Below are 24,867 nucleotides of genomic sequence, written 5' to 3'. Positions count from 1 at the left end.
TGCCAGGGCGTCCTCGCAGTACTCCCTCCAAAGCGTCAGCATGGTCATGCCGGGACGGTTCATCTCCTTGTCGATGCGGGGATGGTCGATCTCCGCCTTCGACATATCGGATCGCTCCTTTGCCGGATAGATGACGGCTCGAATCGCCGCATCGTTCATCTCCTCCGGCAAGGGCCACTCGAGGCCGTGCGCCTTCGCGCGGGTGGTCACCGCCCTTACCGTTGCGGTGGAGCACCTGCACGAGAACGCTGTGTTCCTGACACTCACCCCCATCGCCCTTTGCCGAAGTATTTCTCTGTACTTGACCATTTTTTCTTCCTTTCTCGCAATGGTCCGATGGGCACTTTTGTGCCCATCGGAATTGTGGCGGAAAAGGAAGCGCCCCTTTCGGGGCGCGTGGCAATTTAGATTGTTAGGGTGTGGCAGTCTGCCATGGAGCGCTGTAGCAGTGGAGCGTGGAACGGTGTAGCAAAAGCGCTGCAATAGTCATATGCGAACTAGCAGTTTAATTTTCACTGCTCATTACAGTATCAAGAATTAGCTGCCCGGCACGCACCCAGGTTACGGAGAAGCCCGTCACCTGGGTGCGAAATCTACCAAATACGAACCTCCGTCATCGCCTGCAATGCGCGCTCAATATGCCGTAGATGCTAAGATCGACGTCGGACGAACTCCCATAACTACGGAGTTCGTGACGATTAATCCCATTCGGAGGCACGCCTTCCGTGGCACCCCGGATCATTCACGAGACCCAAGGCCAGCGCACTCGGCGCAGAGACGACGGCTGACCTCGTCCATAGCAGAACACCAGAAGACTTCAGAAGGACATCACGTGGCCGGCGCGGCGAGCCAAAACCGAACAGTACAGAGCGCTTGCCAAGGAATTTACGTCGAGTTCATCTTTCCAAGACGCTCACCTTCAGGCGAAGCTTTTGACGAAGAGGCTCCACTTCGCACGAGATCGGATCAAAGAAGCCAAAAGAGAGCCGCTCTGTCTGCCGAAGCAGAAACATGCCTAGGCGAGAAGCCAAGGCGTCACGATGTTCGTTCGCGCAAGCCGCCAATTGTCCCAAAAAGAACATCCCCGATTTCGGAGGCTACCACAACAGAAAGAGGACACGTCCGAGAAAGCATCTCCTCAACGACTTCTCGGACGTGTCCTCACGGCGATGAGGAGAAGAAGCCTTCGGGCCGACACCTCTCCGTAAGCACCGGCTCTGTCGCTTCAAAGAAGATCGAGTAATCTACTTAAAGGGGTCTAACAACGTTGGTTTCGACACCTTTAAGAGTTGTGCGTTAGCATGCGCCTCCTTATCGCGCGTTTGTTTTTCAAGGCTCCAGCAAGAAGAGCATTGCATTACTCCTCAGTTCGAAATACCAGATCCATTTTAAAAACCTGCCGAATCACTCAGCAAGCATCTACCCATAGCGTCCGTTCCTCCAAGCCAAATACTGACTCCCTGATGAAAGAATAGCTTCGTATATTCTCGAACAACATTTTCCATCCCTATTCGAAAAGACCGAATTGATCCTAGCCTGATACTCTTCGTCCATCACACCCTGCCTATCGATGAATATCCGCACCCATTCGAGCACACCCTCCTCAGTAGAAACAACAGGTCCGAATCCATCTTCCTCGTAACTGAAATACCCCGGTTGATATGTATGGTCAGAAAAGAAACTCTCCTTATCAAATTGATAATAAACCGAAGGACTTCCGATGTACGCGGCATCAAAAGACAATGATGAATAATCAGTAATAACTAAAGCTGCTTGAGATATCAGGTCTTGGTAGCCTTCTCCGCTCTGCGCAAGACGGATCCCCTCTGGAACGTCCCATTCGACCTCTTCAAGCATCTCGCCCATATTTGGATGAGGCTTAAACACAACGGTATAGCCACTCCCGACGATCATTCTGCTCAATGCGTCCGAACAAATCAAATGTCTCCATTTTTGATAATAATCAGACACGAAGAATCCATCTGAAAGTTTTCTTGAGCCACCAAGCTCAGTGCATCCGGACACAATACCCCTTCGCCATGTCGGAGCGACCAGAATCATCTTCTTCTCCGAAGATCCGACCGCAATCTCGCGAAGCCTGTCGAAACGCGGTATCCCAGTTAAAATTACTTGATCGTCGATATAGCGATAAGGAGAACCAGACTGCACAATGGAATCGTATTCCGCTTGCGTTGAAGTAACTATCAAATCCAACATCCAAGCATTGAAATACTCAGACAGGTCGTCTTTTGCCACCCCATGCTGCAAGAAAACCCTACGTTTTGAAAACCCATACGAATCACGCCAATAATCCATTACACCTTTCATTAGCTGACTGGAAACGACAGTGCTTGCCTGCTTCAGCTTCTTTTCAAAGCGCTTTGTTTTATACGGAAGGAGCTTGAAACCTTCTTTCTTGAGACGAGTCCAATCTGGAGATTGCCTATCCAGGACATAGTAAGCTTTTTGCTTTGGATGGAATTCTCGAAGATATCGATAGAAATGCTCTCCGTTGTCATCCGCCATCCCCACACTGTCGGAGACCAACCAAACATCTCCCTTTTGCGCATAACGATGCCAATTCTTAGTCCAAATTGCAACTATATCTTTAACGGAAAGGCCGAAAAGGTCTTTCCCGTGCAGCATGATTTTTGTCTTCCTGCTACCAGCATAAGCTTCCAACAGATCATCCGAACACGAGAAAGGCACCCGAACCAGACACTCGTCAACAAAAGAATCGCCCAACATGTAATGGGAGATTACTTTCTTCACGGCATAGCCAATAGTATCCCCGGACAATTTCACCGTCGGAATTGTTCCAAAAGTACGAAAAACAAAAGACCGAGACACAAAATCAATGCTCCATAAATACATGTATGTATTCCGAGGATCGCAATGTTTAAAACGATTCAGTAGGCCAACTTTATACATATACCAATAAATGCTACCCGGAGAAGACTCTATGACAGCTGCATCGATATACTCGAATATCTCACTAAAGGTGTCGATGACCCTCGCCTGCTCCACTTCAGATAGGCACTCTATGGACGAATGGGAATCAACCATATATCGAATACGCCAGACCAGATCATAAAGAACCGTCTTTTGGATATTGTTGGGAACGGAGCCCGTCGTTTGCGCATACAGCTTCAACAAACGCAAGGCACCGTATTCAAGACAAGACAACCAAAATTCCGGCTTTTGAAGCGAGTTTCCCGTCACAGAATTAGGAGCGATTCGCCTCCGTGCGTAATACTTCGCGTCCGATAAAAAGGACATTTTACCAGTCTTCGCATTAAGGAGGTATTCTCCTATGAAGAAGGCATCTTCGAAGCTGATGCGAAGATCTTCTGGAAACGACAGGCTATGGCGATTGATCTCACTCATTCTAAAGAACGAAGTACTCGCGGAATGATGGGGATACGCATTCTCATCGCCGATTTCGAATCGTTTACTACCCTTTTCAAAACGATATTTCAAAAAATGGCTGTCTTTATATGCACCGGTTTCTTCACGGTACGCAATATTCCTACAACAGACAATCTTTATGTCGCTATTATTAGTTATCTCATTATCAACAGTAGCGAAATAGTTCTCACTTAAAAAATCATCGCTATCGACAAACGTAACCCACTCTGTTTCTACATGCCTCAAACCGGTGTTTCTTGCTGAACTCTGACCAGCGTTTTCTTGCTCAAAACAGCGAATCTGATCTGGAAACTTACTAATCCATTTCTCGATAATTCTCAATGAATTATCGATCGAGCCATCATCGACGGCAATAAAAAACAAATCTTTTGACTGGTAGTTTTGCTTTTCGAAGATCGACTCAAGTAACTCATCAAGATACGCCTCGGCGTTGTAAACCGCACATACAATCGTGAAAGCAGTATGACCCATGGTAAACCTTTCAGCACCCTATCAAAAAAGAAAATCGATCAAGAGAACGTCCGGGAGAGACAGTCTGAAATACCCTACAAACGAATCACAGATTCTTAGATTTCATGGTTTGACAGTCTGACGCATCCCTGCCTGCGCATAACAAAGACACCGCGCCATACAACCTATCGGCATTCCCACGATCTTCATGCAAGAAAAAATCCTTTACGTCAGCTCGATACACATCTTTTGCATCATGATAGGCAAGCATCCTTTCCAAAGCTAACTCCGCATCTCCTGGTGAAGTGCAGAAAGGACCGAAACCCTCCCCGAAGGGGATATCAAGTTCCGAATACTGGTTTAAACCGGCTTTAAACTCAACAAAATCAGGTACAAAGTAAAGCACGTCGCTCCCCGCATAAATAAAATCATATATATATGAAGAAAAATCAGATATTACGACAGAATACTCCCTTTCATTAATCTCGCCGGTTATGAGATGTAAGCGAGGGTCGTCGAATTCAAAAAGCCCTCTGTAGCATTCAAAATTTGGATGCAATTTTATGTCTAAATCAAATTCGTACCGATCAAGCAAACCTCCCGAAGAAAGCCTTTCGAAAAACGCCTTGATACCTTTATAAAACGAAGAAGATCGGAACGCCTCCTCAATACCAACGCGCTCCGACGCCCTTCCCGTTACCAGATATGCTCGCCACGACGGGATGAATGCGATCTTCTTGCGACGCTGTGCCGAGCCTCTTTGGAGCAGATCAAATCGTGGCATTCCGGAAGCAATGAGCGAACTTGCCGGAAAACAATAGTTTTCGATTAGATTATTCATCTCGAACTGCGTAGAAACAACAACGTAATCGAACAAAATGCGATCGTATGAGACATACCACGGCATATGCGCATGAAGTATACCGTGCTGAAGATATACACACCGTTGGGGCTGAAGCAAATCTCCAAGCTCGTTGAACGTGCTCTGGCTCACAGGCCTGAACGTGAAATTCTCAAGGTAAGAAGCCATGATGACTTCAGCTTTAAATGAACAATACACGTGCTGCCGAGATTCGCATTTCAGGACACGCCCGGACAAGAGCGGATACTTTTCGATGAGCTGTTCTCCGAAATTGCTCACATAATAACGATCCACCCCATCGTCCTTATCCAGATCGTGAAGAATCTGAACGAGCGCATTTCCCTCCGAGGAGGATGTTGGAAGATCAACGTACAACCATATTCGTTTTGACCGATTCCTCAACAAAAAGAGCCTTAGTGCAGCTCGTTTTGCGAAAAACACCCTATCATCCATGCACCCTTCGACGAGTGAAAGGGCATTGCCGACAACGTCCTTTCGCCTAATCGCCAAAGAGTCCCCTTCGACCGTCACGCTACAGTCGCAAAATGCGAGCAAGTCTTTCGTTGCCCGGGCATTATGCCGTCTCAAAGCTAGCTCAATCTTGATATCCGGAACTTTTCTTGAGGGAATCTCCACGCGAAAGCGAATACGGCACCCCGGCTGTCCCCACGAAGAGGGAGGGAGGAAGGTGAAGCTGTAACATTTCGCCGTCTTTACTTTTGCCTCGCTGTAATCATACGAGGAAGGACCCAGAGGAATCTCTTTTTCGCCATATGCAGAGCATGCGAACAGTCTGGGTTGCCTCTCCCATAAAAAAGAAGGACAAGCAAGGCGCCCACGCAACTCGAATTGTCCTCCCGCTTTCATAAAATAGGACACGTACATCGTAGGCGGCTTTGTTTCCCAGGTATAACCGTCGGCAATAGCTATTTTCGCTGCATGAGCATACTCTACTGCAACGGGCTTCAAAACAAACCCGTACCTATCGAGCAGAAAACTTTTGTGGTATTCACTTAGATAAGGACATTCGCAATACTCTTGCGCAGGGATAGATCGCATAATCTCAGACAGGCGCTCTTCTTGCCGCTTTCGTTCTTCACCGAAGCTAAACGTTGGAAACAGCAAGTTGCTGCGCAGACGCCATCCAATATTGTAAAGTATCGTCTGATAAGCGTAGCGCTTCATGCCAGAATGCTCCTGCATGCGCAAAAGCATGGTATACAGGCGAATCATGTCATCGTAAGCATAGAGCGGATTATTTCCGATCCGCGACGAGTTCCCTCCATCTTTCACATACACATATTCAGCGTTCAAGCAGAACCCGATCTTCGCTTTCTCTTTTAAATTCTCAGTTATATAGAGTTGATCCTCGCCCATTTTTAGTGAAACATCAAATAGGATATTCTCTGGACCTTTGTTTTTTACGCATATATTCATGGTCGTTTGCGCAATGAAGGGATTCTCTGCTAGAGAGTACACGCCTTCGGTTGCAAGCCACCCCTCGCGCATATGAGCTTTTTTATTTCCCGTCTGAGGATTGAGGTAACGAAGAGGGTACGTAACAACGTCCACTTCGTCTTCGAAGCGGGTGAAAAATGTAGAAACGCTTTTCAGAGTCGCTTTCGACACGAAGTCGTCAGCATCGAGGAACATCAGGTACCTCCCCAACGCCTGAGATAAAGCCGCGTTGCGCGCAGCAGAAACACCTTGGTTCTTTTGCGACAAAACGCGTATATAGGAATGCCTTTGCGCAGCACGCTCGCAAATCGAAAGACTTTCATCCGTCGATCCGTCATTGACTAGAATGACCTCCATTAGACTTTTATCAATGGTTTGTGCGTCCAGCGAATCAATGCAATTCTGCAATGACCGCTCCTTATTGTACACGGGCACTATAATGCTGATCAAAACGCTTTTTTCATCATGGTTATACGGCATTACAGCACCTCCTCGATGATCCTATCGGTTGCACGTCCATCACAAGCGCTCATAAAGCGCTTGCGGAACTCCACCACGCGCTTCTTGTCGAACAATGTATCAACGTTCTTTAGATACTCTATCATCGGCTGATTACTCTTGAACACCGGTCCCGGAGTCAAATCCTCATAGTCATAATAAAACCCGCGCCAGTCGTCGTATTCCTCTTTGTCGTAGGCGAAAAACACCATCGGACGTTCAAAAAGGGAATACTCGAACACGAGTGATGAATAGTCGGATATGCATACATCGGCTACGATTAACGCATCCTCTATCGTTACTTTGTCTGAAATGTCGAATGCGAAGGATGCGCTCTCCGAAGGAATAGCCGGACGATCCTTCACGAAAGGATGGTGTTTTACCAAAAGCACGTATTCGCCCTCAAATGCCATGCGAAAAGCCTCTACGTCCAACCGGTCGGGACCTATCGCTTTTGATACCCTACCTCTGAATGTCGGAGCATACAGCATGACCTTCCTATCCCCAACTTGAGGAACGACCGCTTGAACGCGCTGCCGCGCACCAGAAAGAAATCCTTCATCGAAGAACACATCCGTTCTGCTCACCCCCAAGGGCTGTATGATATCCAACCGATCTTCGAGCACCATGGCTTCGGCATACGCCCAAACCACTTCAGGGCTGCTCACCGTCACCAGCGAAAGATTCCCGTAGAAAGGATGTTGCAAAATCTGATCGCGCGAACCTCCGAATTCCAGATCAGCTGTGCTCATGCCCCATTTCTTGAACGCGCCGCATGCATGCCACAATTGTACCACCTTGGTTTCAGGCCTCATTGACACGCAGCTAACTACGTCGGATGCATCGTTCAAAAAGACGCACCGCGCCGTGGCAATCTGTCTAAGAGCCTCAACGCAATTCCCTAGATACCGTAGATAAGAAACACGATGTCGCCCCAATGAAATATAGAGGACATCAAACCGAGGATCGACCTCCATCCTATCAAAAAGAACGCGAAAGCTATCAGGAATCTCTTCTTGTTTCGATTCCAGGAAAACCACCTTGCGCGCGTCAACAGGATCCTTCGCAGCAAAAGCAAATACCCGCGGGAACACGAAGCCCAGGGTAATATTCTTTACAAGCTCTTTTACCAGTTCCTTTGCTTTACTTAGCACAGTTTTTGCCTGAGCTCTCGCATCACCCATACAATCACTCACGCCTTTCCCGACCAAGCCATCCAAAAGCCGCTTCCATCAACTCATCAAGAGCGCAGCCCTTGCATTCGTCGATAGAGGAACCGACGAATGCCTCGAGCGCATCCCAAGGATACGGTTCAATACCCTTGACACACACCGTCAAGAACTTCAACAAATCTTCCTTCTCCACAAAAGCGATTTGAGGACACGCGACAACCGGATCGATGTTGAGTCCCGGCGAGATACGATATTCCGCGATGTCGGGTACATAGAACACCGTAGGCTTGCCAAGCAGATATGCCTCGTACACGATAGACGAGTAATCCGTAACAACGATCGACGCGCCGAGCAAGGCATCGCTCGCCATCCCTGCGGCTACGCCCTTCTCCTCAAGAGGATGGAAAGCCCACTCAACTCGAGCAACGCTTGCAAGACGCCCCCATTCGCCTTCCCGATCAAGATCGCGAAAAGGGTGCCGCGAGTCTGAGTTTTTTCGCAAAGTTGGAGCGAATAGAATCGAAGGGATATGGCTCGAAGCCTCAAAATTTTCTTCTAAATCAATACGCAGTCGTCTCAACTCATCATACACAGGCCTCAACAACGTAACTACACGCTCAACTGGACAGTTGAATGCTTGAGAGAACGCTTGTCGGCAGTCCTGTCCTGAACATAAAACCCATGAATTATTGCGGTGAATCCGATATCGATCCATTGCCTTCAGCGTATGACCTTCAACAGTGTCATGCGACTGAAATCCAAAACGCTTAAAAGCGCCGAACGCATGCCAGAGCTGAACGACTACCGGTTCAATAGGAAATTCATGATACTCGCCATCCGTCGAACTTCTCGAAGAAGAAAAACGCTCATATTTGAAATCAAGCAAGCTGATTACCGGATCGTACCGATCGACAAAACAAATCCTGCACCGCGCAAGGTGGTATATCTCGCGCATGGCATGAAACGCATATTTAATAAAATTTCTTTTCCGTAGTTTTAACGTTAAGAATATCGCAGAATACCCTCTATCTTCAAAAGCGCCACCTATTGCTAGAAAATCATATGACGGTTCGTTGGCCTGACGTGACACGAACATTGCTTCGTCTTTTCGAGGCAGCAAACAACATACGGCATAGAGGACGTTCAAGACGAAACGGGAAACGGCAACCGCAAACGATTCTAATGCATCTTTCATTCCGAGCACCAACATATAAAAGTCACGATCACACATCCCACTTCATAACGGTTTTGCCCATGCTTTTGCGCGCATCCGCTTCGAACGCTTTCGCAATGCAAGCCGTCGAATCGACTTTGACGACAGACCCCACAAGAGCCGAAAGATAGCCCAATATCTCGGGATGAACCTCGTACATCGCGATAGTGTCGAGGAAGTCCTGTCGACCGCTTCTGCTGCTTCCGAACAGACGCAGGCCTTTTTCAAGCACCATACGCGTGTTGACGGGAATCGGGGTCTCTGAGACACCGAGCAGGGAAACCGTCCCTTCGGGCTTGATAACGTCGATGATCTGATCGATTGCGGAAGCCGAGCCGTCGCCACCGCAGCATTCGAACGCATGGTCGACAGCGAAGCCTTCCCCTACTTCGTACGTCAGATGGGTTTTGTCGACAAAGGTGAAATCGTTGAGCTTGTACCCGTTTCGCCCGAACACGACAATGCGCATGTGTGGATGAATCATGCGCAATATCAAGCTTACGATGAACCCGAGGTTTCCGTCGCCCCACACTCCCACGGTATCGCGTCCTTCGTGCGCTATGGCGTCGAATCGGCTCACCGCGTGCATGGCGACGCTGACTAATTCGGTGAAAGCAGCCACTTCCTGATTGATGCCGAGCGGCAATGACACCAGGCGACTGGGAGATAACATCATATATTCCTGCATGAAGCCATCGTAACCGCTACCGCAGAACTCGCTGCTGCGCAGGTAGTTCTCCGCGATATGGGGATTCGATTCATGCGGATTATTCGGAAGCATGACGACGCTCGAGCCTCGTTCGAACGTACCCGTCGCGTCATGCACCACGGATCCGACCCCTTCGTGGATGAGAGCCATCGGCAGCTTTTGCGCCAACGCTTCCGCACTACGCTTCCCTTGGTAATAGCGCATGTCGGCATTGCAGATGGACAAATACGTTGGACGCACAATCACCTGCGCAAGGTCGTCGGGAACCTCCACCTGCACCGGCTCGAACGAGCGAGGGGCGATCAATCTGTACACGCAGTTGAGCACTGTTACACACCTACCAAAGCAGAAGCGAGCCTCATGTCCTGCGGATATGTGATCTTCATGTTGGCGGGATCGCCAAACACGAGCGATACCTTCTCACCGCGCAACACAAACACTTTGCATGCATCGGTGAGCAGCTCCTTCTCTTCTTCGGACAGGCTTTCCATCAGCTTCTTGAGCTTCAAGAGGTTAAACGATTGAGGCGTTTGCCCCTGATAAAAATCGCGCCTGTTCGGAATAGACGAGATCGTCGCAGCATCAAGGCTCTCGACGATGGTGTCGGTCGCAGGGATGACCGTGTCGCATGCACCGTGCGCCCGTGCAGCTTTCAGATTGTCAAGAATAATGCGATGCGTCACGAACGGCCTCACCGCATCGTGCGTCACCAGCACCGTCTCGTCATCGACGGCAAAAGAGCTCTCTATGTAGCTCACTGCATTCGTCACCGTATCGTTGCGCGTAGCGCCGCCTGCGATAACCGTCACCTCGCAAGCGAAGTTCGGACTGTACCTGGCCATAACATCCCTGGTTTGCTGCACCCACGTTTCGGGGCACAACACGAGCACCGCATCGAACTCGCCCGTCACGCAGAATTTTTCAACGGTATGCACGAGAATCGGCTTCGAACCTAGCATGAGGAATTGCTTCGGCTTATCGGGATTGCCCATGCGCGTACCCGAACCACCGGCCAGAATGGCGGCGAAAGCGTTAGAAACCTCGTTTGCACGTTCCATGGACACTCCCTAATAGTTTTTCTCGTAGTAAGCCGTCGCGTCATCGATGGAACCGTCGAACACCTTCGTGCCCTTGTCAAGCACAATACCCCTGCTGCAAAACTCTTTTGCAGTTGAAGACGTATGCGTCACGAACAGAACAGTCACGTTCTCGTCCATCATGATCTCGCGTATGCGATCGATGCATTTCTTTTGAAACGCACGATCCCCTACCGAAAGAGCTTCGTCCACAACGAGGATCTCAGGATCGATAGCCACGGCGAATGCAAAGCCAAGACGAGCTTTCATACCGCTTGAGTATGTACGCATCGGCTGATCGATATACAGACCAAGCTCGGCGAAATCAATAATATCCGGTTCGAGCTCTTTTATTTCAGAGCGATTCAAACCAAGAATCTGACCTCGAAGGCTGATATTCTCGCGTCCGGTAAGCTGCGAATCGAACCCCGCAGTCAATTCGAGCAAAGCGGAAACACGCCCTTCGACACGGATCTCACCGCTCGTCGGATGAGTTACACCCGTCACCATCTTGAGTGTCGTACTCTTCCCCGCCCCGTTACGACCGAGAAAGGCCACAGCCTCGCCCTTCTTGATCTCAAACGACAGATCTTTGCTTGCATCGACGCTTCCCAAAAACGAACCCTTGCGGTTGTAGTTGAAAATGCCGAGGAAGCGTCCGCGGTCGTTTTTGTAGAGGTTATACGTCTTGGTCACGTGGTCGAACTTGATGACCACCTCATCGCTCACGCTGGTTTTATGAAGGGACTTGGCATCTTTCAACGATTCTTCGTTAGAGGACATCGCACACCTCCTCGTTGAACTTCTTGTAAACGAACAGCGCAGCAAAAAGGGTGATTACGAACACAACAGCGAAACCGATACAGCCCGATGCATCGTTCCAGAACCAAGTCTTATCATAAAAAGCACCACGAAACGAAGTAACGAAAAACGTAATGGGGTTGAAGTTAAGTAACACCTGAATCCAACCGATATGTATGCCCTTCACATCGAACAACACTCCAGAAAGCCAGAAAAAGGGCGTCGACATAGCACCCATCAGATTCTTCACATCCTTGCTCATTGCGGATAGCTGCGAGAACAGGATGGACACGACATCCCAGAACAGGAACATGAGCAGAAGCAAAATAGGAACCTGCAAAAGATACACGTCGACCGGCATGCCGCAAGCAAAGTAAATTGCGAACAACACAACCATGAGCATCAGCTGCACGATCATGGTAGCGCCTGTGAATATGGTGGAAATACCGCTTAAGGGGAACTTTATCTTGTTGACTAGGTAGGGGTACCGATGCAGCACATCAATGCCTGAACCCAGCATGTCCTGTATGAAGAACCAAGGAACGAGGCCGGCGCACAACCAAAGAATATATGGAGGCACCCCCTCCGCGCTGTTTCCTGCACGGAGCCCGATTTCCAAAGCGAACCAGAAACAAAAGATGTACATCGCAGGCTTGATGAAAAACCATGCCCAACCGAGAACGGCGCCACGGCTTTTCTTGACCAATTCGAATATGGCCAACCGGCCTATTTGCTTGCGCCACTCCCAGTTGTCCTTCAATATCGTCGCAAGAGTACTCAGCACAACGCTCCCATTCGACATCCCAAACAGACAAATTGACATAATAGCATAGCAACAAATCTAAAACGATTCGCCATCGTTTCTACGAGTGGGAGGGCAGCTTCACGATGCCCTCGGGATCCTCCCCTGCGTCTACGACGGCCATCAGCTCGGCCCAGGTAGCGGGATCTTCCTGCACAACCCATAACCCCTCGGCGTTCTCGCCGCCCGCATAAGGCCCCGTGGTCGAATAGATCGTCACCTCTTCACGATTCGCAATGAAATCCACAAGCAAGTACCCCACCGAGGCCATGTCCAAATTGGTATCCGTGTACTCCTCCAAGTCGACGAGCACCGCGTTCGCGTTCTTCTCGCTGTCGAGCGAAAGCACTTTCTGGATCATGGCCGTCTCGATGTTGCGCACGTTCATCTGCCGAAGGGCCTCTTGATGCTCGCCGTACTCCTTGCGCGCACGCGCGAGGACGAGCGCCTCCGATCCGCCGAGACTCTGCGACCGGCCCGCTTTCAGGGACACGTTCTCGGCCGTCATGGGATCGGGAACCGTAATGTTTTTCGGCACGTCGACGGTGACGCCGCCAAGCGCGTCGATCAGCGCCTCGAACGATGTGAACGTGGTCAACATGTAGTACTCGATAGCCACGCCCGTCAGGCGCTCGACGCTCGCCACGACCTCCTCGGGATCGCCGCCCAGCAGAGAGTCGTTGATCTTCAGCGATGCGCCCTGAAACACCGTGTCTCGAGGGATGCTGACAAGCGTGATGGTGTAGGTTTCCGGATCAACGCGCACGAGCGTCATGACGTCGGCGTGCTGGTCGACCTGGGCATGGTCGGTCTTCTTACCCGTGTAGAGCGCCGTGCCCTTGCGAGAGTCGGAGCCAATGAGCAAGGTATAGAACGGCTCGGGCGACGAGACAGCCTCGATGGAGACGCTGTCGGCCTGAACCTGCTCGGCTGCGTTGTCCAAGAACGACACCAGCCCAATGAACGCAAGCGACAGCACCGCAACGACGGCGACGGCCGCTGCGGCCGTCCTCTTCGACTGTCTCTTATGCGCTTCGGAAATCTCAGTCATCGCTCTACCAGCTTATCGTTGGCGCGGAACGCGCGGGCCCCGCTTGCCCCTGTTGTCGTAATGATGCTTCAAAACAGGCTTGAACAAACCGAATTTCCAGATAACGAAGAACAAAACCACAGCCAGCACAATGCATACCATCCAGCGCACCGGCCCCGAGAAGCTTCCCATCAGGCAACCTACGAGCACGAGTGCCGCCGAGCAAAGCCACAGCACCGCCACCGAGCGCTTCTGGCTCAACCCTGCGCGCATGAGACGATGATGGATATGCCCCAAATCGGCGTCTTTCACCGGCTGATGCAGACGCTTGCGTCGGACGATAGCCGAGACGGTATCGAGCACGGGAACTCCCGCGATGATAAGCGGCACCAGCATGACCACGAAGCTCTGCGTGCGAACGACGCCCACCACCGACACGATGCCTACGACCAAGCCGAGCAACAGCGATCCGGAATCGCCCATGAACACCGAGGCGGGAAAGAAATTGTAGCGCAGAAACGCAAGGCAGACGGCTATCAGCGCAAGGCAGACGAGCACGAGGGTGAAGCTTCCCCGCATCAAGACAAGGTACAGCAGTCCGCCGGCGACTATGGCCACCAAACCCGAAGCGAGCCCGTCCAGCCCATCGATCAGGTTGGTGATGTTCACGAACACCACGAGGTACAACACGGTCAAAGGATAGTCGATCCAACCGAGCGACAGATAGTCGCCCACGACCAGCGTGCGCACCGCGCCGATGGTGATGCCCGAAAGCGTGACGACCGTCGCGGCCACGATCTGCCCCGCCAGCTTCACGCCGGGCGACAGCTGCGTGATGTCGTCCACCAGACCCACGGTGAACATTGTCGTCACGCCGACGAACAATACGATGTAGTTCACGTCGCTCAAAATATACAGATCATGCAAATCCCAATCGAAGAACCGCACTCCGAGGAACATCGTGAAACATGCCGCGATCAGCCCAACATATAACGCGATGCCTCCGCAACGCGGGATAGGCTCGCGATTCATACGACGATACCCCGGGTAGTCGATAGCACCGATCCGAAATGCGATCTTCTTGGAAACGGGTACCATGCAGTACGCGACCGCAAAGGCCACGGCAAACACGATTACCGCCTGATACCATTCCATGATTGTCCTTGCCGGATATCGCGCAAATGCGCTCGTTCAACGCCCCTATTATAACAGTACGGAAACGAATGCGAGTCGACACGTAAACAGAGCGTCGGGGACGGCGCATCTCAGAATTCAATTGTAGTCCCGAAAAGGGCGAAACGCCGCAAAGCGGATCGTCAACCGCAAACCGCACTCTCACTTCGAGCGCAAACGCTCCTTCAGCCGCCGCACAAGCCACTTGAGCGATCCTTGGGCGTCCTGGAAACCGCACTTCTGCTCCTGGACCTCGGCCGCCTCGATATTGGCGCACGCCAGCAAGAATCGTTCGCGCGAACCCCGCTGGAGCGCTTCGAGCAATTCCCGATAACGATGGTCGAGAATGCGGTCGGCGTCGACGTGCGCCAGGTCGTACGCTTCGAGCCCGCCGGAAGCCAGTCGCTCGTAAGCGACGGCGAACGCGTCGAAGTCGCGATACGTCGGCAAGTTGTAATACACCGCATCGAGCAGCCACGCCTGGTACGCCAAACGCAACGGCTCGTACAAGCCCTCCTCCTGCAGCCACGCGCGCAACGCGGCGAACGCGTCGAGGAAATCGAGCGGATGCCGCCCTTTGTCGACCATCGCGTTCGTGCCGGAGAATTCGCGATGCACCACGAGCGGGCGGGCGATGCGCACGATGCGCCTCGCCGACACTGCCGCAGGCAGCGAATACATCAGGTCCTCCGTCAAGCGCAGCTCCTGAAAGCGGATGCCGCGCTCCTCGAGCAGCGAGCGACGCACCATCTTGTTCCAAGGAACGTTCTGCACCGTCTCGAAGAACAGATCGGGCGCCGTCTCCCACGTGAACGAACCTGCAGGGTACGAGGGGAACGCGTCCTCGTGCCGCATCCCCCATTCGGCCGGATAGGTCCTGCCCGCCCGCTGGTTGTACGTGCGGAACGCTACAAGCGCCATATCTGCCTGCGCGTCGTCGAGCGCTTTCACGCAGCTCGCAAGCATATCGCGGTCGAGGTAGTCGTCCGCATCGAGGCAGTACACGTACCGTCCGCACGCCCGCTCCAGCCCGGCGTTGCGCGCCGCACCTGGTCCCGCGTTCGCCTGGCGAAGCGCCGCCACGCGCCCGTCACGCTGCGCACGCTCTTCCACGATCGCCCAGGTATCGTCCGTCGAACCGTCGTCGACGCAGATCAGTTCGAAATCGCCCATCGTCTGCCCGAGTACGCTGTCGAGGCACTGCGCCACGAACTCCCCCGCGTTGTACGTGGGCACGATAACGGATACGACGGACTGCTTGCCATTGCGTTTCATGAAAGCTTCCTAATATGTTTCCGGATGGTCGGCTGCGAACTTCGCCGCCCCGCTGTCGAGCAATTCGCCGAGAACGTCTCTACTGATAGGATCGAACAGCTGCATATCGAGCTCGCCTGCTTCCCGCGCCGCCGCGTACTCGTCGGCCATGCGCTGCGCGAACGCCTCGTGGGCGCTCGCGTCGATGCGCTCGTAATTCCACCGGTATTTGCTCCATTTGTCCACGTAGAACCATGGCAGCAGCGCGCGGCAGCGGTCAGGACGGGCGCGCAAGAACCGCTCGCAGTCTTCCAGCTCGTCGCACACGACGAACACTTTGTCCGTCGTCTTCACCGACGAACCCGGGTTGTCCATGCGGTAGTGCAGCAGCGGCTTGCGCACCAGCGCGCACCGACGGGCCGCGAACCACGACTTCATCACGAACGACGTGTCCTGAAACGACGCGCCCGGCGTCTCGCGAAAGCGGATGCCCTCATCGTCGAGCCAAGCCTTGCGATAGAGCCCCGTCCAGATCGCGGGGATCGTGCAGACGATGCGCGGCTGCTCGACGGGATCGAAAAGCCTGCCGTAGGGGAAATCGGCGAAGTTGCGTATGCGGTCGTCATGATCCTCGTAGTGCTCGAAAAAGTTGCATTTCACGAGGTCGCAGTCATGTCGCTGCGCCATGCGGAGCAAGCGTTTGAACATGTCGCGCTCAGGGAAGTCGTCGGGCTCAACGATGCCGATGTACGCGCCGCGTGCGGCCTCGATGCCGCAGTTCATAGAAGCGCCGTACCCCGAATTCGGCTTGTCGACGATGACGATGCGCTCGTCCTTCCGCGCCCATTCCTGCAGAATAGACAGCGAGCCGTCGGTCGAACCGTCGTTGACGGCCACGATCTCCAAGTCGCGCAGCCTCTGGGAACACAGCGCCTCAAGGCACTGCGGCAAATAGCGCTCCACGTTGTATATGGGAACCAGCACCGAGACGCTGGGGCAAGCTTGCTGCATCGACTCACCGTCCTTTCTCGAACCTGCATTGTACATGCTTATTGTATGGCATCGCCGCTCGCTATCCGATACAGGCGCATATCGCCCTCGGACAAAACCATCTCGAAACCGGGCGTCTCATCGACCACGCCCTCGATGCCCTCCCAGACAGCCGGATCGTAGAGGAAGAACAGCTCCTTCATGCGCTCGACATCCCGATCGAGAACCAGGAGGTACTCGGCTCCGGTCGTCAGAACCGCGTCTCGCACCGAAGGATTGGACGCCTCGGCAGCCAGCCGACAGCGGATCGTCGAGCTCTCCGGCCGTTCGTCCTCTCCACCGTAACCCGATATGTCGCGATAGTACAGATTCAAATCATCGAGGCTGTATGCGAAAAGCGATCCGTCGTAAGGCTGGTTGACGATAAGCGCCCCGGACGGCACGACCTCTTTCACGTGCTTCGAGAACCGGCTCTTCTCTTCGCTGTAGGCGTTTACCGCCGAACCGTCATTGAGAGCCGTTGCGGTGGCGGCGATGCCCTGGAACGCGCCCTGGCCCAGTCCGAGCGCCCCTCGAACCGGCAAGAAGTTCAATGCGAGGAAGGCGACGGCAACGACGGCCAGAGAAAGCGCCTTCAAACGGTTCTCGCCTGGCGCGCGAACGGATGCAAGAGTCTTCCCGACGATCTTGCACGCGACGTACAGTCCCATCGCCAGAAGCGGAAGAGCCAGTATCCCGGCCAGTGCGGCGGTGCGATAAGGATCGGTGTACCAGAATCCCGACAGCGCGTGTTTGAGCAGGGTATCTCCCTCCACGGCCGAAACGTAATAGATGCAGCATGCCAGAAGATACGAGCACGTCAGCCAAAGATAGCGTCGTTTGCGCAGCGTGTACAGCGCGCCCGCCGCGACGAGGCACGCAGCGATCGGCTGCACGGAGGATCCGGCGAATCCCATGCCGAGCACGCTCACGAGACCCTGCGCCCTTGAATGGATCGGAGGCCAGTACACTGCGACGGCTCCTTGCATGAAGGGCAGAGAAAGCGCAGCCACCCACAGCAAGGCAACGCACGCGAGCGCGACCGACCCGGCCGCCAGCATGACCTCCATGCGACGTTTCGGCTCCCGGCATCGACGGCCCGCCTCGACCGCCGATCGATACACGCAAAAAGGAATGAGGAAGACCGCCGCCGAGAACACCGCGTTCGGCTGCATGAACGCCATGCAGCAACAACCGAGAACGAACACGGCGCCGTACGCGACGCGCTCCCTCCTCGAGGCGTCCCGGCCCCAAACCGCCGCAAAACACGCAACAAGAACCGGCACCAGCGCGAACGCCGCCGTGTTCGGATACAAAGGCCACACCTCGACGAGGACCCAGGGGAACGCCCCGACGGCGACCGCGCCCAATGCTCCGATCAAGGCGATAGCGCGATCGCCGGAGAACAGAACCTTCATGAGGAACGCCATGCTCAAGGGGAAGACGATTGCCGCGAACAGGAAGTTCACGGCATTGACGGCCAATGCCACCTCGACGCCCAAAGCGCTTACCACCATGGAGCATACGATATGCCATCCCGAGGGATAGTATCCGGTTCCCGGCAGAGGGTTGGCTGCGGGATCGGAAACGTCCAAGTACGACGAGACGTGCAGCGAAGACCACATGCCGGAATCCGAGAAGCTGCGCACCGAGGCGAAGTGATGCACGTTGTCATACGTCTGCACCGACGACGCGGGGCCATCCAGAGGAAGGACGAACGCGAATAACCCGACGACCACCCCGACAGCCAAGTACGCCGAGACGAGAGCGGCATCGAACTGCCGGTCTGCACGCTCGCCCGAACCGAGCGCGACGCCTTTCCTGCGCGCGACGAACAGGAGGAGGCCGTAGGCCGCAAGCGACACAACCGCCACGGAAAGCCCCACCGACAAAGCAGTCGATCGCACGCCGAGAAAGAAATACACGACCCCCAAGATGGAATACGCCAAGATCGAAAAGAGGGGTGCGCAGGACAGCGCAGCCAATCCCCTCATACCAAGGGCTCTCCAAGCGAAAAAGCCCGGCCCATACAACACCGCGGTGCCAGTTAGAACGGCCAAGCAAAAATCAACCCACATGCGAACTCCCTGCCACCCCGTCGCAAACCGACAGGAAAACGGTATCTGTCAAACGATATCTGCAAGGGTAGCATAGAGCGCATAAAGGATGGACTCCGCCCGGCCTGAAAAAGAAAAGGATCGTTACGTGGTATCATGCGGTTTTGCGAAGGTTGCAGAACACACCGCGCAGGGGCGCGCGTCGCATCAGAGAGGCTACGATCCGCATTATGAGTGCAGCTAAGACACGGTTCAAACGAGATTGGTTCATCCTCACCTCTCTCGTTTCGAAAGATTTCAAACTCAAATACCGACGCAGCATGCTCGGCGTGCTGTGGTCGGTACTGAATCCCCTGCTCATGATGATCGTGCTCACCGCGGTGTTCTCCGTGGTGTTCCGCTTCGACATCCCGAACTTCCCCGTCTACCTGATCCTCGGCCAAACTCTGTTCACGTTCATGAGCGACGCCACGTCAGGAGCCATGAGCTCCATCATCGACTCGGCCCCCCTCATCAAGAAGATCCGCATCAACAAGATGCTGTTCCCTCTTGAGAAAGTCGTGTTCAGCCTTTTGAACTTCGCCATCTCGCTCATCGCCGTCGCAGCGGTCATCGCCTTCTTCCAGATCCCCCTCACGTGGAACATCCTGCTCCTACCGCTTTTGCTGTTCTACATCTTCCTGTTCTGCCTCGGCCTTGGGCTGCTGCTGTCGTCACTCGCCGTGTTCTTCCGCGACGTCATGCATCTTTGGGGCGTCGTGCTGACCGCCTGGACGTACGCGACGCCTCTGTTCTATCCCACCAGCATCCTCACGGACTGGATGTGGACCATCATGCAGTTCAATCCCATGTACTATTACGTCACCTATTTCCGCGACATCGCCCTCAACGGCGTGACGCCGAGCCTGGGAGCGAATGTCATCTGCCTCGGCTGCGGCGTCGCCACCCTCGTCATCGGGTTCGCCGTGTTCCGCAAGCAGCAGAAGAAATTCATCCTGTACGTATAGAGACGAAGGTTCGTTATGCCTGAAAACGTCAACACCTCTTCTTTGGCCGCCGCAGTTGAAGACCTCAGCGAGGACAATCGTCAGACCATGGTCAAAGTCGACCACGTGTCCATGATCTTCAATATGGCGTCCGAGCAGCTCAACAGCTTGAAGGAGTACGCCATTCAGATCGCCCGGCGCAAGCTTTTCTTCGAGGGCTTCACCGCGCTTGACGACGTCTCGTTCGAAGTGAAGAAAGGCGATGTGTTCGGCATCATCGGCACGAACGGGTCGGGCAAGTCCACCATGCTCAAGATCATCGCCGGCGTGCTGGAGCCTACGAAGGGCACGTGCGAGATCAACGGAAACATCGCGCCGCTCATCGAGCTCGGCGCCGGTTTCGACACCGAGCTGTCCGCCCGCGAGAACATCTATCTCAACGGAGCCCTGCTAGGCTATTCGAAGGAGTTCATCAACGACCATTTCGACGAGATCGTGGAGTTCGCCGAGATCGAGAAGTTTCTCGACATGCCGCTCAAGAACTACTCCTCGGGCATGGTGGCGCGCATCGCGTTCGCTATCGCCACGGTGATCGTCCCCGAGATCCTCGTAGTGGACGAGGTGCTTTCGGTTGGCGACTTCATGTTCCAGAAGAAATGCGAAGACCGCATCAGCGAGCTTATCGAGAAACACGGCGTGACCGTGCTCATCGTGTCCCACAGCAACGCCCAGGTGGAGCGTTTGTGCAACAAGGTCATCTGGATCGAGAAGGGCCATACGCGCATGATGGGCGACGCCGCGTCGGTATGCCGCGTGTACGGCGGCTTGGGAGGCCGTACCGGCAGCCCCGAAGCGGAACAGCGCGTGTTCGAAGCGCTGCAGCGCGGCAGAGAGCACGAGGAGAGCGATTTCAGCGCGATCGCCGGAGACGACGCCAACGGCACTGCCGTGCAGCTCGCATACCGAGGCTGGGAAAACGGGTTCGATGCCGCCGTCATCGTATGCGCCTCAACCCATATCAACGCCATCATGGCGAACGGCCTTGCCGGAGCCATCGATGCGCCCGTCCTGCCGGTGAAACCCGATAGGATACCCGATGCGGTCGCATCCATACTGAGAGAGACGAAACCCTCCATCATCTACTTCGTTGACGGGGAGCGCAATGCAGTCGAGCCGCTTGCCGCCCTCGAGCGGCTTTCCTGGTCTCCTACCATTGTCGCTTTCGTGAACGACGGAAACGTGTTCGACCTGTCTCTGGATATACATCGCCACGGCATCGAACGAGGGCTCTGGGGCGATGAGATGATGATCGTTGATTTCGACGACAACCCCGAGTCGCTTGCGGCCGCACCGCTTGCATGCGTCAAACGCTGCCCCGTTATCGCCACACACGGAGCCGTTCCGAATGACGTTCTCGAGAACGCTTTCTCCGAAGGCCGGCACAGCCGGGCTCTCGTGATCGGCAATGCCGCCGACGCGACGATCGACGACCGCCTGCGCGAGCGAGGCGTCTCCGTCGAGCGCATCGCTCGCGATACGCCACAGGCTACCTGCATCGCCCTCTGCGAGCGATCCCTCGCGGAAACGCGCCCCTCGCGAAACGGAAGGCGGGAGCTATGCATTGCCTCCCTGTCGCTTTCTCAATGGCCTGAGCTGCTGGGATGCGGCGCGTACGCGGCCAAGCGGGACAGCGCGCTTCTGCTTGAAAACCCCACCGATCTCGACGACATCGCCCAATGCCTCGACTTCGTCGAGCGCTCCAGCGCCCAGGTCGACAAGCTCGTGTTCATCGGCAAAGAAAGCGGGGTCGCGCGCCTCGACCGCGAACTGCTCGTCGAATCCCTCGACGACGCGCGCTCGGGAAGGTAGCGAGCGGTCATGAGCGACACCCCCCTCGTCTCCGTCATCGTACCGGCCTACAACGGCGAACGCCATATCCGCCAGTGCGTCGAAAGCGTGCTGGCCCAAACGCTGGCCGACTTCGAGCTCATCTGCGTAAACGACGGATCCACCGACGGCACGGGAAGCCTCCTCGACGACATGGCCGCCCGAGACGATCGTATGCGCGTCATCCACCAGGAGAACAAGGGCGAGGGCGCCGCCCGCAACGCCGGACTGGACGTGGCGCGCGGACGCTACCTCGCGTTCTTCGACGCCGACGACTTCGCCGAACCGCAGCTGCTTGAGAAAGTCGTTCGGCGCGCCGAGGAAACCGGCGCCGACGTGGTGGCGTACCGGGTCGATTCGTACAACGATGAAACCGGCGAGACGCTGCCCATGCCCTGGTCGCTGGACGCCGACGCCTTCCCCGCCGACCGCGTGTCGTCACCCGGCGACAACCCCGACAAGCTGTTCTATGCCTTTCAGAACTGGACGTGGAACAAGCTGTTCCGATCCTCGTTCGTACAGGCAAGCGGCCTACGCTTCCATGAGGTCCAGCGCAGCGCCGACCTGTACTTCGTCTGCTGCGCGCTGGCCCAGGCCGACCGTGTCGCCACGGTAGACGAGGTGCTGTACCACTACCGCGTGAACAATCCGAACAGCAACATCGCCACGAACGAGCGCGCTCCTCTCGACTTCTACCGATCTTTCGTCGCCGTCAAGCAGCACCTTGAGAACGTCGGGCGCTTCGCCGCGGTCGAGCGGGGCTTCAAGAACTGGGCGGCCGAGTCGGTGTTCTTCAACCTCTGCAGCCTGAAAGCCCGCGACGCCTTCGAGGAGCTGCGTCGCGAGATGCAGCAGCGCGGATGCGTCGAACTCGGCCTCGACACGATGAAAAAGGCCGAGTTCTTCGACCCGCGCACCTACGACCAGGTGCGCCACCTGCTGTGCGACGACGCCGACGATTTCCTGTTCTTCCTGCTCAGGGAAACGAATCGGCGCATGGAAGAGCAGAAGAACGATGCACTGCGCGCTTGGCGCGAAGTCGAGGAATTGCGCGCATCGAAGACGTACCGCGTCGGCGAGGCCGTCCTCAAACCCGCGAAAAAGATCCTCGGCCGTTAACGGCGCGCGTCCTCCGGCGAGGGAAGCGCGAAGTACAGGCTGTCCCTATCGAGGTTCGGGTTCGAGAACGGATCCCCCTGCTCGAAGAACTGCGGCCATTTCTCTTGCATAAGAGCGCGCTCGCGCAGCCAGCGCTGCATCTTCGAGGGATCCCCCTCTTCGCGCCCACGAGATACGAACTCGTTGTGGTACAGCTTCGCGTACGGCGTAAACGTCACCGAGTAGCCCGCTGCGCTCACTTTGCAGCAGAAGTCGGCGTCGTTGTACCCCACCGCGAACTCCTCAGAGTAACCACCCACCTCCTCGAACACCGTCCTCTTCACCATCTGGCATGCGCCCGTCACGCTTGAGAAATTGCCGGGGCGCACCGACCGGCCAAGATAGCAGCCTTGCGCATCGGGCACGTTCTGGTTTACGTGCACAACCGTGCCGTCAGGGCCGATGAGCATGCCCGCGTGCTGCACGAGACCGTCGTAATACAGCAGCTTCGCGCCGACGATGCCCACCTCGGGACGTTGCAGGTAGCCCGCCATCTCCTCGATGAAGTCGGGTGCGATCACCTCGGTGTCGTTGTTCAGCAGCAAAAGCAGATCCGCATCGGTGCTAGCGGCACCGAAGTTCATGATCTTGGCATAGTTGAACCCGTGCGGCCATTCGATGACGCGGACGCGATCGCTGCGCGCCTCGAGCTCGCGGTAGTAGGCGAACGTCTCGTCCTCCATGCTGTTATTCTCGATGACGGTGATGCGGTAGTTCCCGTAGGCCGACTTCTCCAGGATGCTGCGAACGCAGCGATCCAGCACGTCAACATGGTCTTTGCTGGGGATGAGGATCTCCACGCTCGGCTGAGGGTCGGGCAGCTGGTAGCGGACCCGGTACACGAACGGCCCGTCGCCGTCCTCCACCGAGACGGGTATCCCGCGGCGGTCGAAATGCCGGCGCAGCGCGATCTTCCCCGCCTGGTGAGCGTAGGGCTTGCTCCCCAGGTTGTCCCCTGCGGTCGACTCGCCATGCACGCGCCAGTGGTACAGCATGTGCGGCACGTGCACAATCTCGCGTCCGGTTTCCGACACACGCAAGGAGAGGTCGTAATCCTGCGCCCCATTCACCTCGTCGTCGGACAGGCCCGTCTCGGCCAAAACGTCCTTGCGCACCATGAGCCAATGCGTGATGCAATTGTGTGAGTACAGCAGATCTCGGTTGAAATCAGTCTTGAACACAGGGTTCCTGAACGCTCCCCCGACCTCGAACGAGTCCTCGTCGCAGTACAGCAGGCCCGCGTCGGGATGCTCGGCGATGGCCTGGACGTACGCCTCCAGCGCGTTCGGCTCCAACACGTCGTCGTAATCGAGGAACGCCACGTACTCGCCCCGCGCATGCTGAATGCCGGCGTTCGTGTTGCCCACGATGCCGAGGTTGTCGCGCAGCGGAACCACCGTGATGCGATCGTCAGCGATGCGCTCGACGATGCCCGGCACCTTTGAGGATTCGCTCTCGGAATCGACGAGGACGAGTTCCCACCGAACGTAGCTTTGCGCAAGGACGGATTCCAGCATCTCCTCGAAGTAGCGCTCGTTCACCCGATAGCAGGGCACGACGATGCTCACCAACGGAGAGAGGGAAACTTCAGGATCCAAGCGCGACCCGGAAAGCCCTTCCATCTTCCGCGATTCGCGCCAAGCACGATAGTCGTCCTCGTCCGCAGCGTTGCGCACGCGCCGAAGCGCGCGGTGCAGCTCGCCGAAAAACGCAGCCTTATCGAACCCCAGCATGGCGGGCAAGGCAGCACCCGTCTCGTCCTCGGCGACTACGAACAAGCCGCCCGTCGCAGCGGGAACGCGAACCGAAACCACCATCCGACG

At 55.1% G+C, this 24,867-nt stretch carries 17 protein-coding genes; 3 read left to right on the top strand and 14 right to left on the bottom strand.

Annotated elements, in window-relative coordinates; all coding sequences use genetic code 11:
• Positions 1-1,419 precede the first annotated feature (1,419 nt).
• The 13 genes from HMPREF1023_RS00140 to HMPREF1023_RS00080 all read right to left on the bottom strand — a co-directional run bounded on the left by HMPREF1023_RS00140 (position 1,420) and on the right by HMPREF1023_RS00080 (position 19,034).
• Positions 1,420-3,900, bottom strand: a complete 2,481-nt coding sequence (locus HMPREF1023_RS00140; protein ID WP_009304088.1) for a CDP-glycerol glycerophosphotransferase family protein — start codon at positions 3,898-3,900, stop codon at positions 1,420-1,422.
• 85 nt (positions 3,901-3,985) lie between these two features.
• Positions 3,986-6,679 (bottom strand): glycosyltransferase, encoded by a 2,694-nt coding sequence (locus HMPREF1023_RS00135; RefSeq protein ID WP_009304087.1) that lies wholly within the window; start codon positions 6,677-6,679, stop codon positions 3,986-3,988.
• Positions 6,679-7,881, bottom strand: coding sequence for a CDP-glycerol glycerophosphotransferase family protein (locus HMPREF1023_RS00130; protein WP_009304086.1), 1,203 nt, complete (start codon positions 7,879-7,881; stop codon positions 6,679-6,681). Before HMPREF1023_RS00130 ends, HMPREF1023_RS00135 begins: the two co-directional genes overlap by 1 nt.
• Positions 7,882-7,885: 4 nt before the next feature.
• The gene (locus HMPREF1023_RS00125) at positions 7,886-9,064 is read right to left on the bottom strand and encodes a CDP-glycerol glycerophosphotransferase family protein (RefSeq protein ID WP_181815947.1); all 1,179 of its coding nucleotides are present in this window, start codon (positions 9,062-9,064) and stop codon (positions 7,886-7,888) included.
• 28 nt (positions 9,065-9,092) lie between these two features.
• Positions 9,093-10,106, bottom strand: coding sequence for an alcohol dehydrogenase catalytic domain-containing protein (locus tag HMPREF1023_RS00120; RefSeq protein WP_226844586.1), 1,014 nt, complete (start codon positions 10,104-10,106; stop codon positions 9,093-9,095).
• A 14-nt stretch (positions 10,107-10,120) separates the two neighbouring features.
• On the bottom strand, positions 10,121-10,849 hold the full coding sequence (locus HMPREF1023_RS00115) for a 2-C-methyl-D-erythritol 4-phosphate cytidylyltransferase (protein WP_009304083.1): 729 nt from the start codon (positions 10,847-10,849) through the stop codon (positions 10,121-10,123).
• A gap of 9 nt (positions 10,850-10,858) precedes the next feature.
• Positions 10,859-11,650: an ABC transporter ATP-binding protein gene (locus HMPREF1023_RS00110; RefSeq protein ID WP_009304082.1), complete on the bottom strand. Its 792-nt coding sequence runs from the start codon at positions 11,648-11,650 to the stop codon at positions 10,859-10,861.
• On the bottom strand, positions 11,640-12,452 hold the full coding sequence (locus HMPREF1023_RS00105) for an ABC transporter permease (protein WP_035576823.1): 813 nt from the start codon (positions 12,450-12,452) through the stop codon (positions 11,640-11,642). The genes HMPREF1023_RS00110 and HMPREF1023_RS00105 overlap by 11 nt, the downstream gene beginning before the upstream one ends.
• A gap of 79 nt (positions 12,453-12,531) precedes the next feature.
• Positions 12,532-13,521, bottom strand: coding sequence for an LCP family protein (locus HMPREF1023_RS00100; RefSeq protein WP_009304080.1), 990 nt, complete (start codon positions 13,519-13,521; stop codon positions 12,532-12,534).
• A gap of 12 nt (positions 13,522-13,533) precedes the next feature.
• The gene (locus HMPREF1023_RS00095; protein WP_009304079.1) at positions 13,534-14,655 is read right to left on the bottom strand and encodes a glycosyltransferase family 4 protein; all 1,122 of its coding nucleotides are present in this window, start codon (positions 14,653-14,655) and stop codon (positions 13,534-13,536) included.
• A gap of 180 nt (positions 14,656-14,835) precedes the next feature.
• Complete coding sequence (locus tag HMPREF1023_RS00090) at positions 14,836-15,948, bottom strand: glycosyltransferase family 2 protein (protein WP_009304078.1); 1,113 nt, start codon at positions 15,946-15,948, stop codon at positions 14,836-14,838.
• A gap of 9 nt (positions 15,949-15,957) precedes the next feature.
• Positions 15,958-16,938: a glycosyltransferase gene (locus HMPREF1023_RS00085; protein ID WP_009608216.1), complete on the bottom strand. Its 981-nt coding sequence runs from the start codon at positions 16,936-16,938 to the stop codon at positions 15,958-15,960.
• Positions 16,939-16,976: 38 nt separating this feature from the next.
• Entirely contained in the window at positions 16,977-19,034 is a 2,058-nt protein-coding gene (locus HMPREF1023_RS00080) for a DUF6541 family protein (RefSeq protein WP_009304076.1), read from the bottom strand.
• 209 nt (positions 19,035-19,243) lie between these two features.
• Here HMPREF1023_RS00080 and HMPREF1023_RS00075 point away from each other — a divergent pair, with 209 nt between their 5' ends.
• From HMPREF1023_RS00075 to HMPREF1023_RS00065, 3 genes are read left to right on the top strand one after another with little or no spacing between them, the layout of a single operon-like run.
• Positions 19,244-20,020 (top strand): ABC transporter permease, encoded by a 777-nt coding sequence (locus HMPREF1023_RS00075; protein ID WP_009304075.1) that lies wholly within the window; start codon positions 19,244-19,246, stop codon positions 20,018-20,020.
• 15 nt (positions 20,021-20,035) lie between these two features.
• Positions 20,036-21,868 carry an ATP-binding cassette domain-containing protein gene (locus HMPREF1023_RS00070; RefSeq protein WP_009304074.1) on the top strand — a complete coding sequence of 611 codons (1,833 nt, stop codon included), beginning with the start codon at positions 20,036-20,038 and terminating at the stop codon, positions 21,866-21,868.
• 9 nt (positions 21,869-21,877) lie between these two features.
• Complete coding sequence (locus HMPREF1023_RS00065; RefSeq protein ID WP_009304073.1) at positions 21,878-23,005, top strand: glycosyltransferase; 1,128 nt, start codon at positions 21,878-21,880, stop codon at positions 23,003-23,005.
• On the opposite strand, the gene HMPREF1023_RS00060 is transcribed toward HMPREF1023_RS00065, so the two are convergent.
• A complete protein-coding gene (locus HMPREF1023_RS00060; RefSeq protein WP_229077502.1) occupies positions 23,002-24,861 on the bottom strand; it encodes a glycosyltransferase in 1,860 nt (619 codons plus the stop codon). The two genes, HMPREF1023_RS00065 and HMPREF1023_RS00060, sit on opposite strands and share 4 nt — an antisense overlap.
• Positions 24,862-24,867 lie beyond the last annotated feature (6 nt).

The organism is Eggerthella sp. 1_3_56FAA (genome assembly GCF_000185625.1).
Taxonomy (GTDB): Bacteria; Actinomycetota; Coriobacteriia; order Coriobacteriales; family Eggerthellaceae; genus Eggerthella; species Eggerthella lenta.
The sequence above is the reverse complement of the archived record's forward strand: the minus strand, read 5'-3'. Positions and strand labels throughout refer to the sequence as shown.

Excerpts from the sequence above, each read along its gene's own strand:
- HMPREF1023_RS00080 (WP_009304076.1), bottom strand. The coding sequence starts at position 19,034 with ATGTGGGTTGATTTTTGCTTGGCCGTTCTAACTGGCACCGCGGTGTTG.
- HMPREF1023_RS00085 (WP_009608216.1), bottom strand. The coding sequence starts at position 16,938 with ATGCAGCAAGCTTGCCCCAGCGTCTCGGTGCTGGTTCCCATATACAAC.
- HMPREF1023_RS00135 (WP_009304087.1), bottom strand. The coding sequence starts at position 6,679 with ATGCCGTATAACCATGATGAAAAAAGCGTTTTGATCAGCATTATAGTG.
- HMPREF1023_RS00090 (WP_009304078.1), bottom strand. The coding sequence starts at position 15,948 with ATGAAACGCAATGGCAAGCAGTCCGTCGTATCCGTTATCGTGCCCACG.
- HMPREF1023_RS00075 (WP_009304075.1), top strand. The coding sequence starts at position 19,244 with ATGAGTGCAGCTAAGACACGGTTCAAACGAGATTGGTTCATCCTCACC.
- HMPREF1023_RS00110 (WP_009304082.1), bottom strand. The coding sequence starts at position 11,650 with ATGTCCTCTAACGAAGAATCGTTGAAAGATGCCAAGTCCCTTCATAAA.
- HMPREF1023_RS00130 (WP_009304086.1), bottom strand. The coding sequence starts at position 7,881 with ATGGGTGATGCGAGAGCTCAGGCAAAAACTGTGCTAAGTAAAGCAAAG.
- HMPREF1023_RS00115 (WP_009304083.1), bottom strand. The coding sequence starts at position 10,849 with ATGGAACGTGCAAACGAGGTTTCTAACGCTTTCGCCGCCATTCTGGCC.
- HMPREF1023_RS00070 (WP_009304074.1), top strand. The coding sequence starts at position 20,036 with ATGCCTGAAAACGTCAACACCTCTTCTTTGGCCGCCGCAGTTGAAGAC.
- HMPREF1023_RS00060 (WP_229077502.1), bottom strand. The coding sequence starts at position 24,861 with ATGGTGGTTTCGGTTCGCGTTCCCGCTGCGACGGGCGGCTTGTTCGTA.
- HMPREF1023_RS00125 (WP_181815947.1), bottom strand. The coding sequence starts at position 9,064 with ATGAAAGATGCATTAGAATCGTTTGCGGTTGCCGTTTCCCGTTTCGTC.
- HMPREF1023_RS00100 (WP_009304080.1), bottom strand. The coding sequence starts at position 13,521 with ATGACTGAGATTTCCGAAGCGCATAAGAGACAGTCGAAGAGGACGGCC.
- HMPREF1023_RS00065 (WP_009304073.1), top strand. The coding sequence starts at position 21,878 with ATGAGCGACACCCCCCTCGTCTCCGTCATCGTACCGGCCTACAACGGC.
- HMPREF1023_RS00095 (WP_009304079.1), bottom strand. The coding sequence starts at position 14,655 with ATGGAATGGTATCAGGCGGTAATCGTGTTTGCCGTGGCCTTTGCGGTC.
- HMPREF1023_RS00140 (WP_009304088.1), bottom strand. The coding sequence starts at position 3,900 with ATGGGTCATACTGCTTTCACGATTGTATGTGCGGTTTACAACGCCGAG.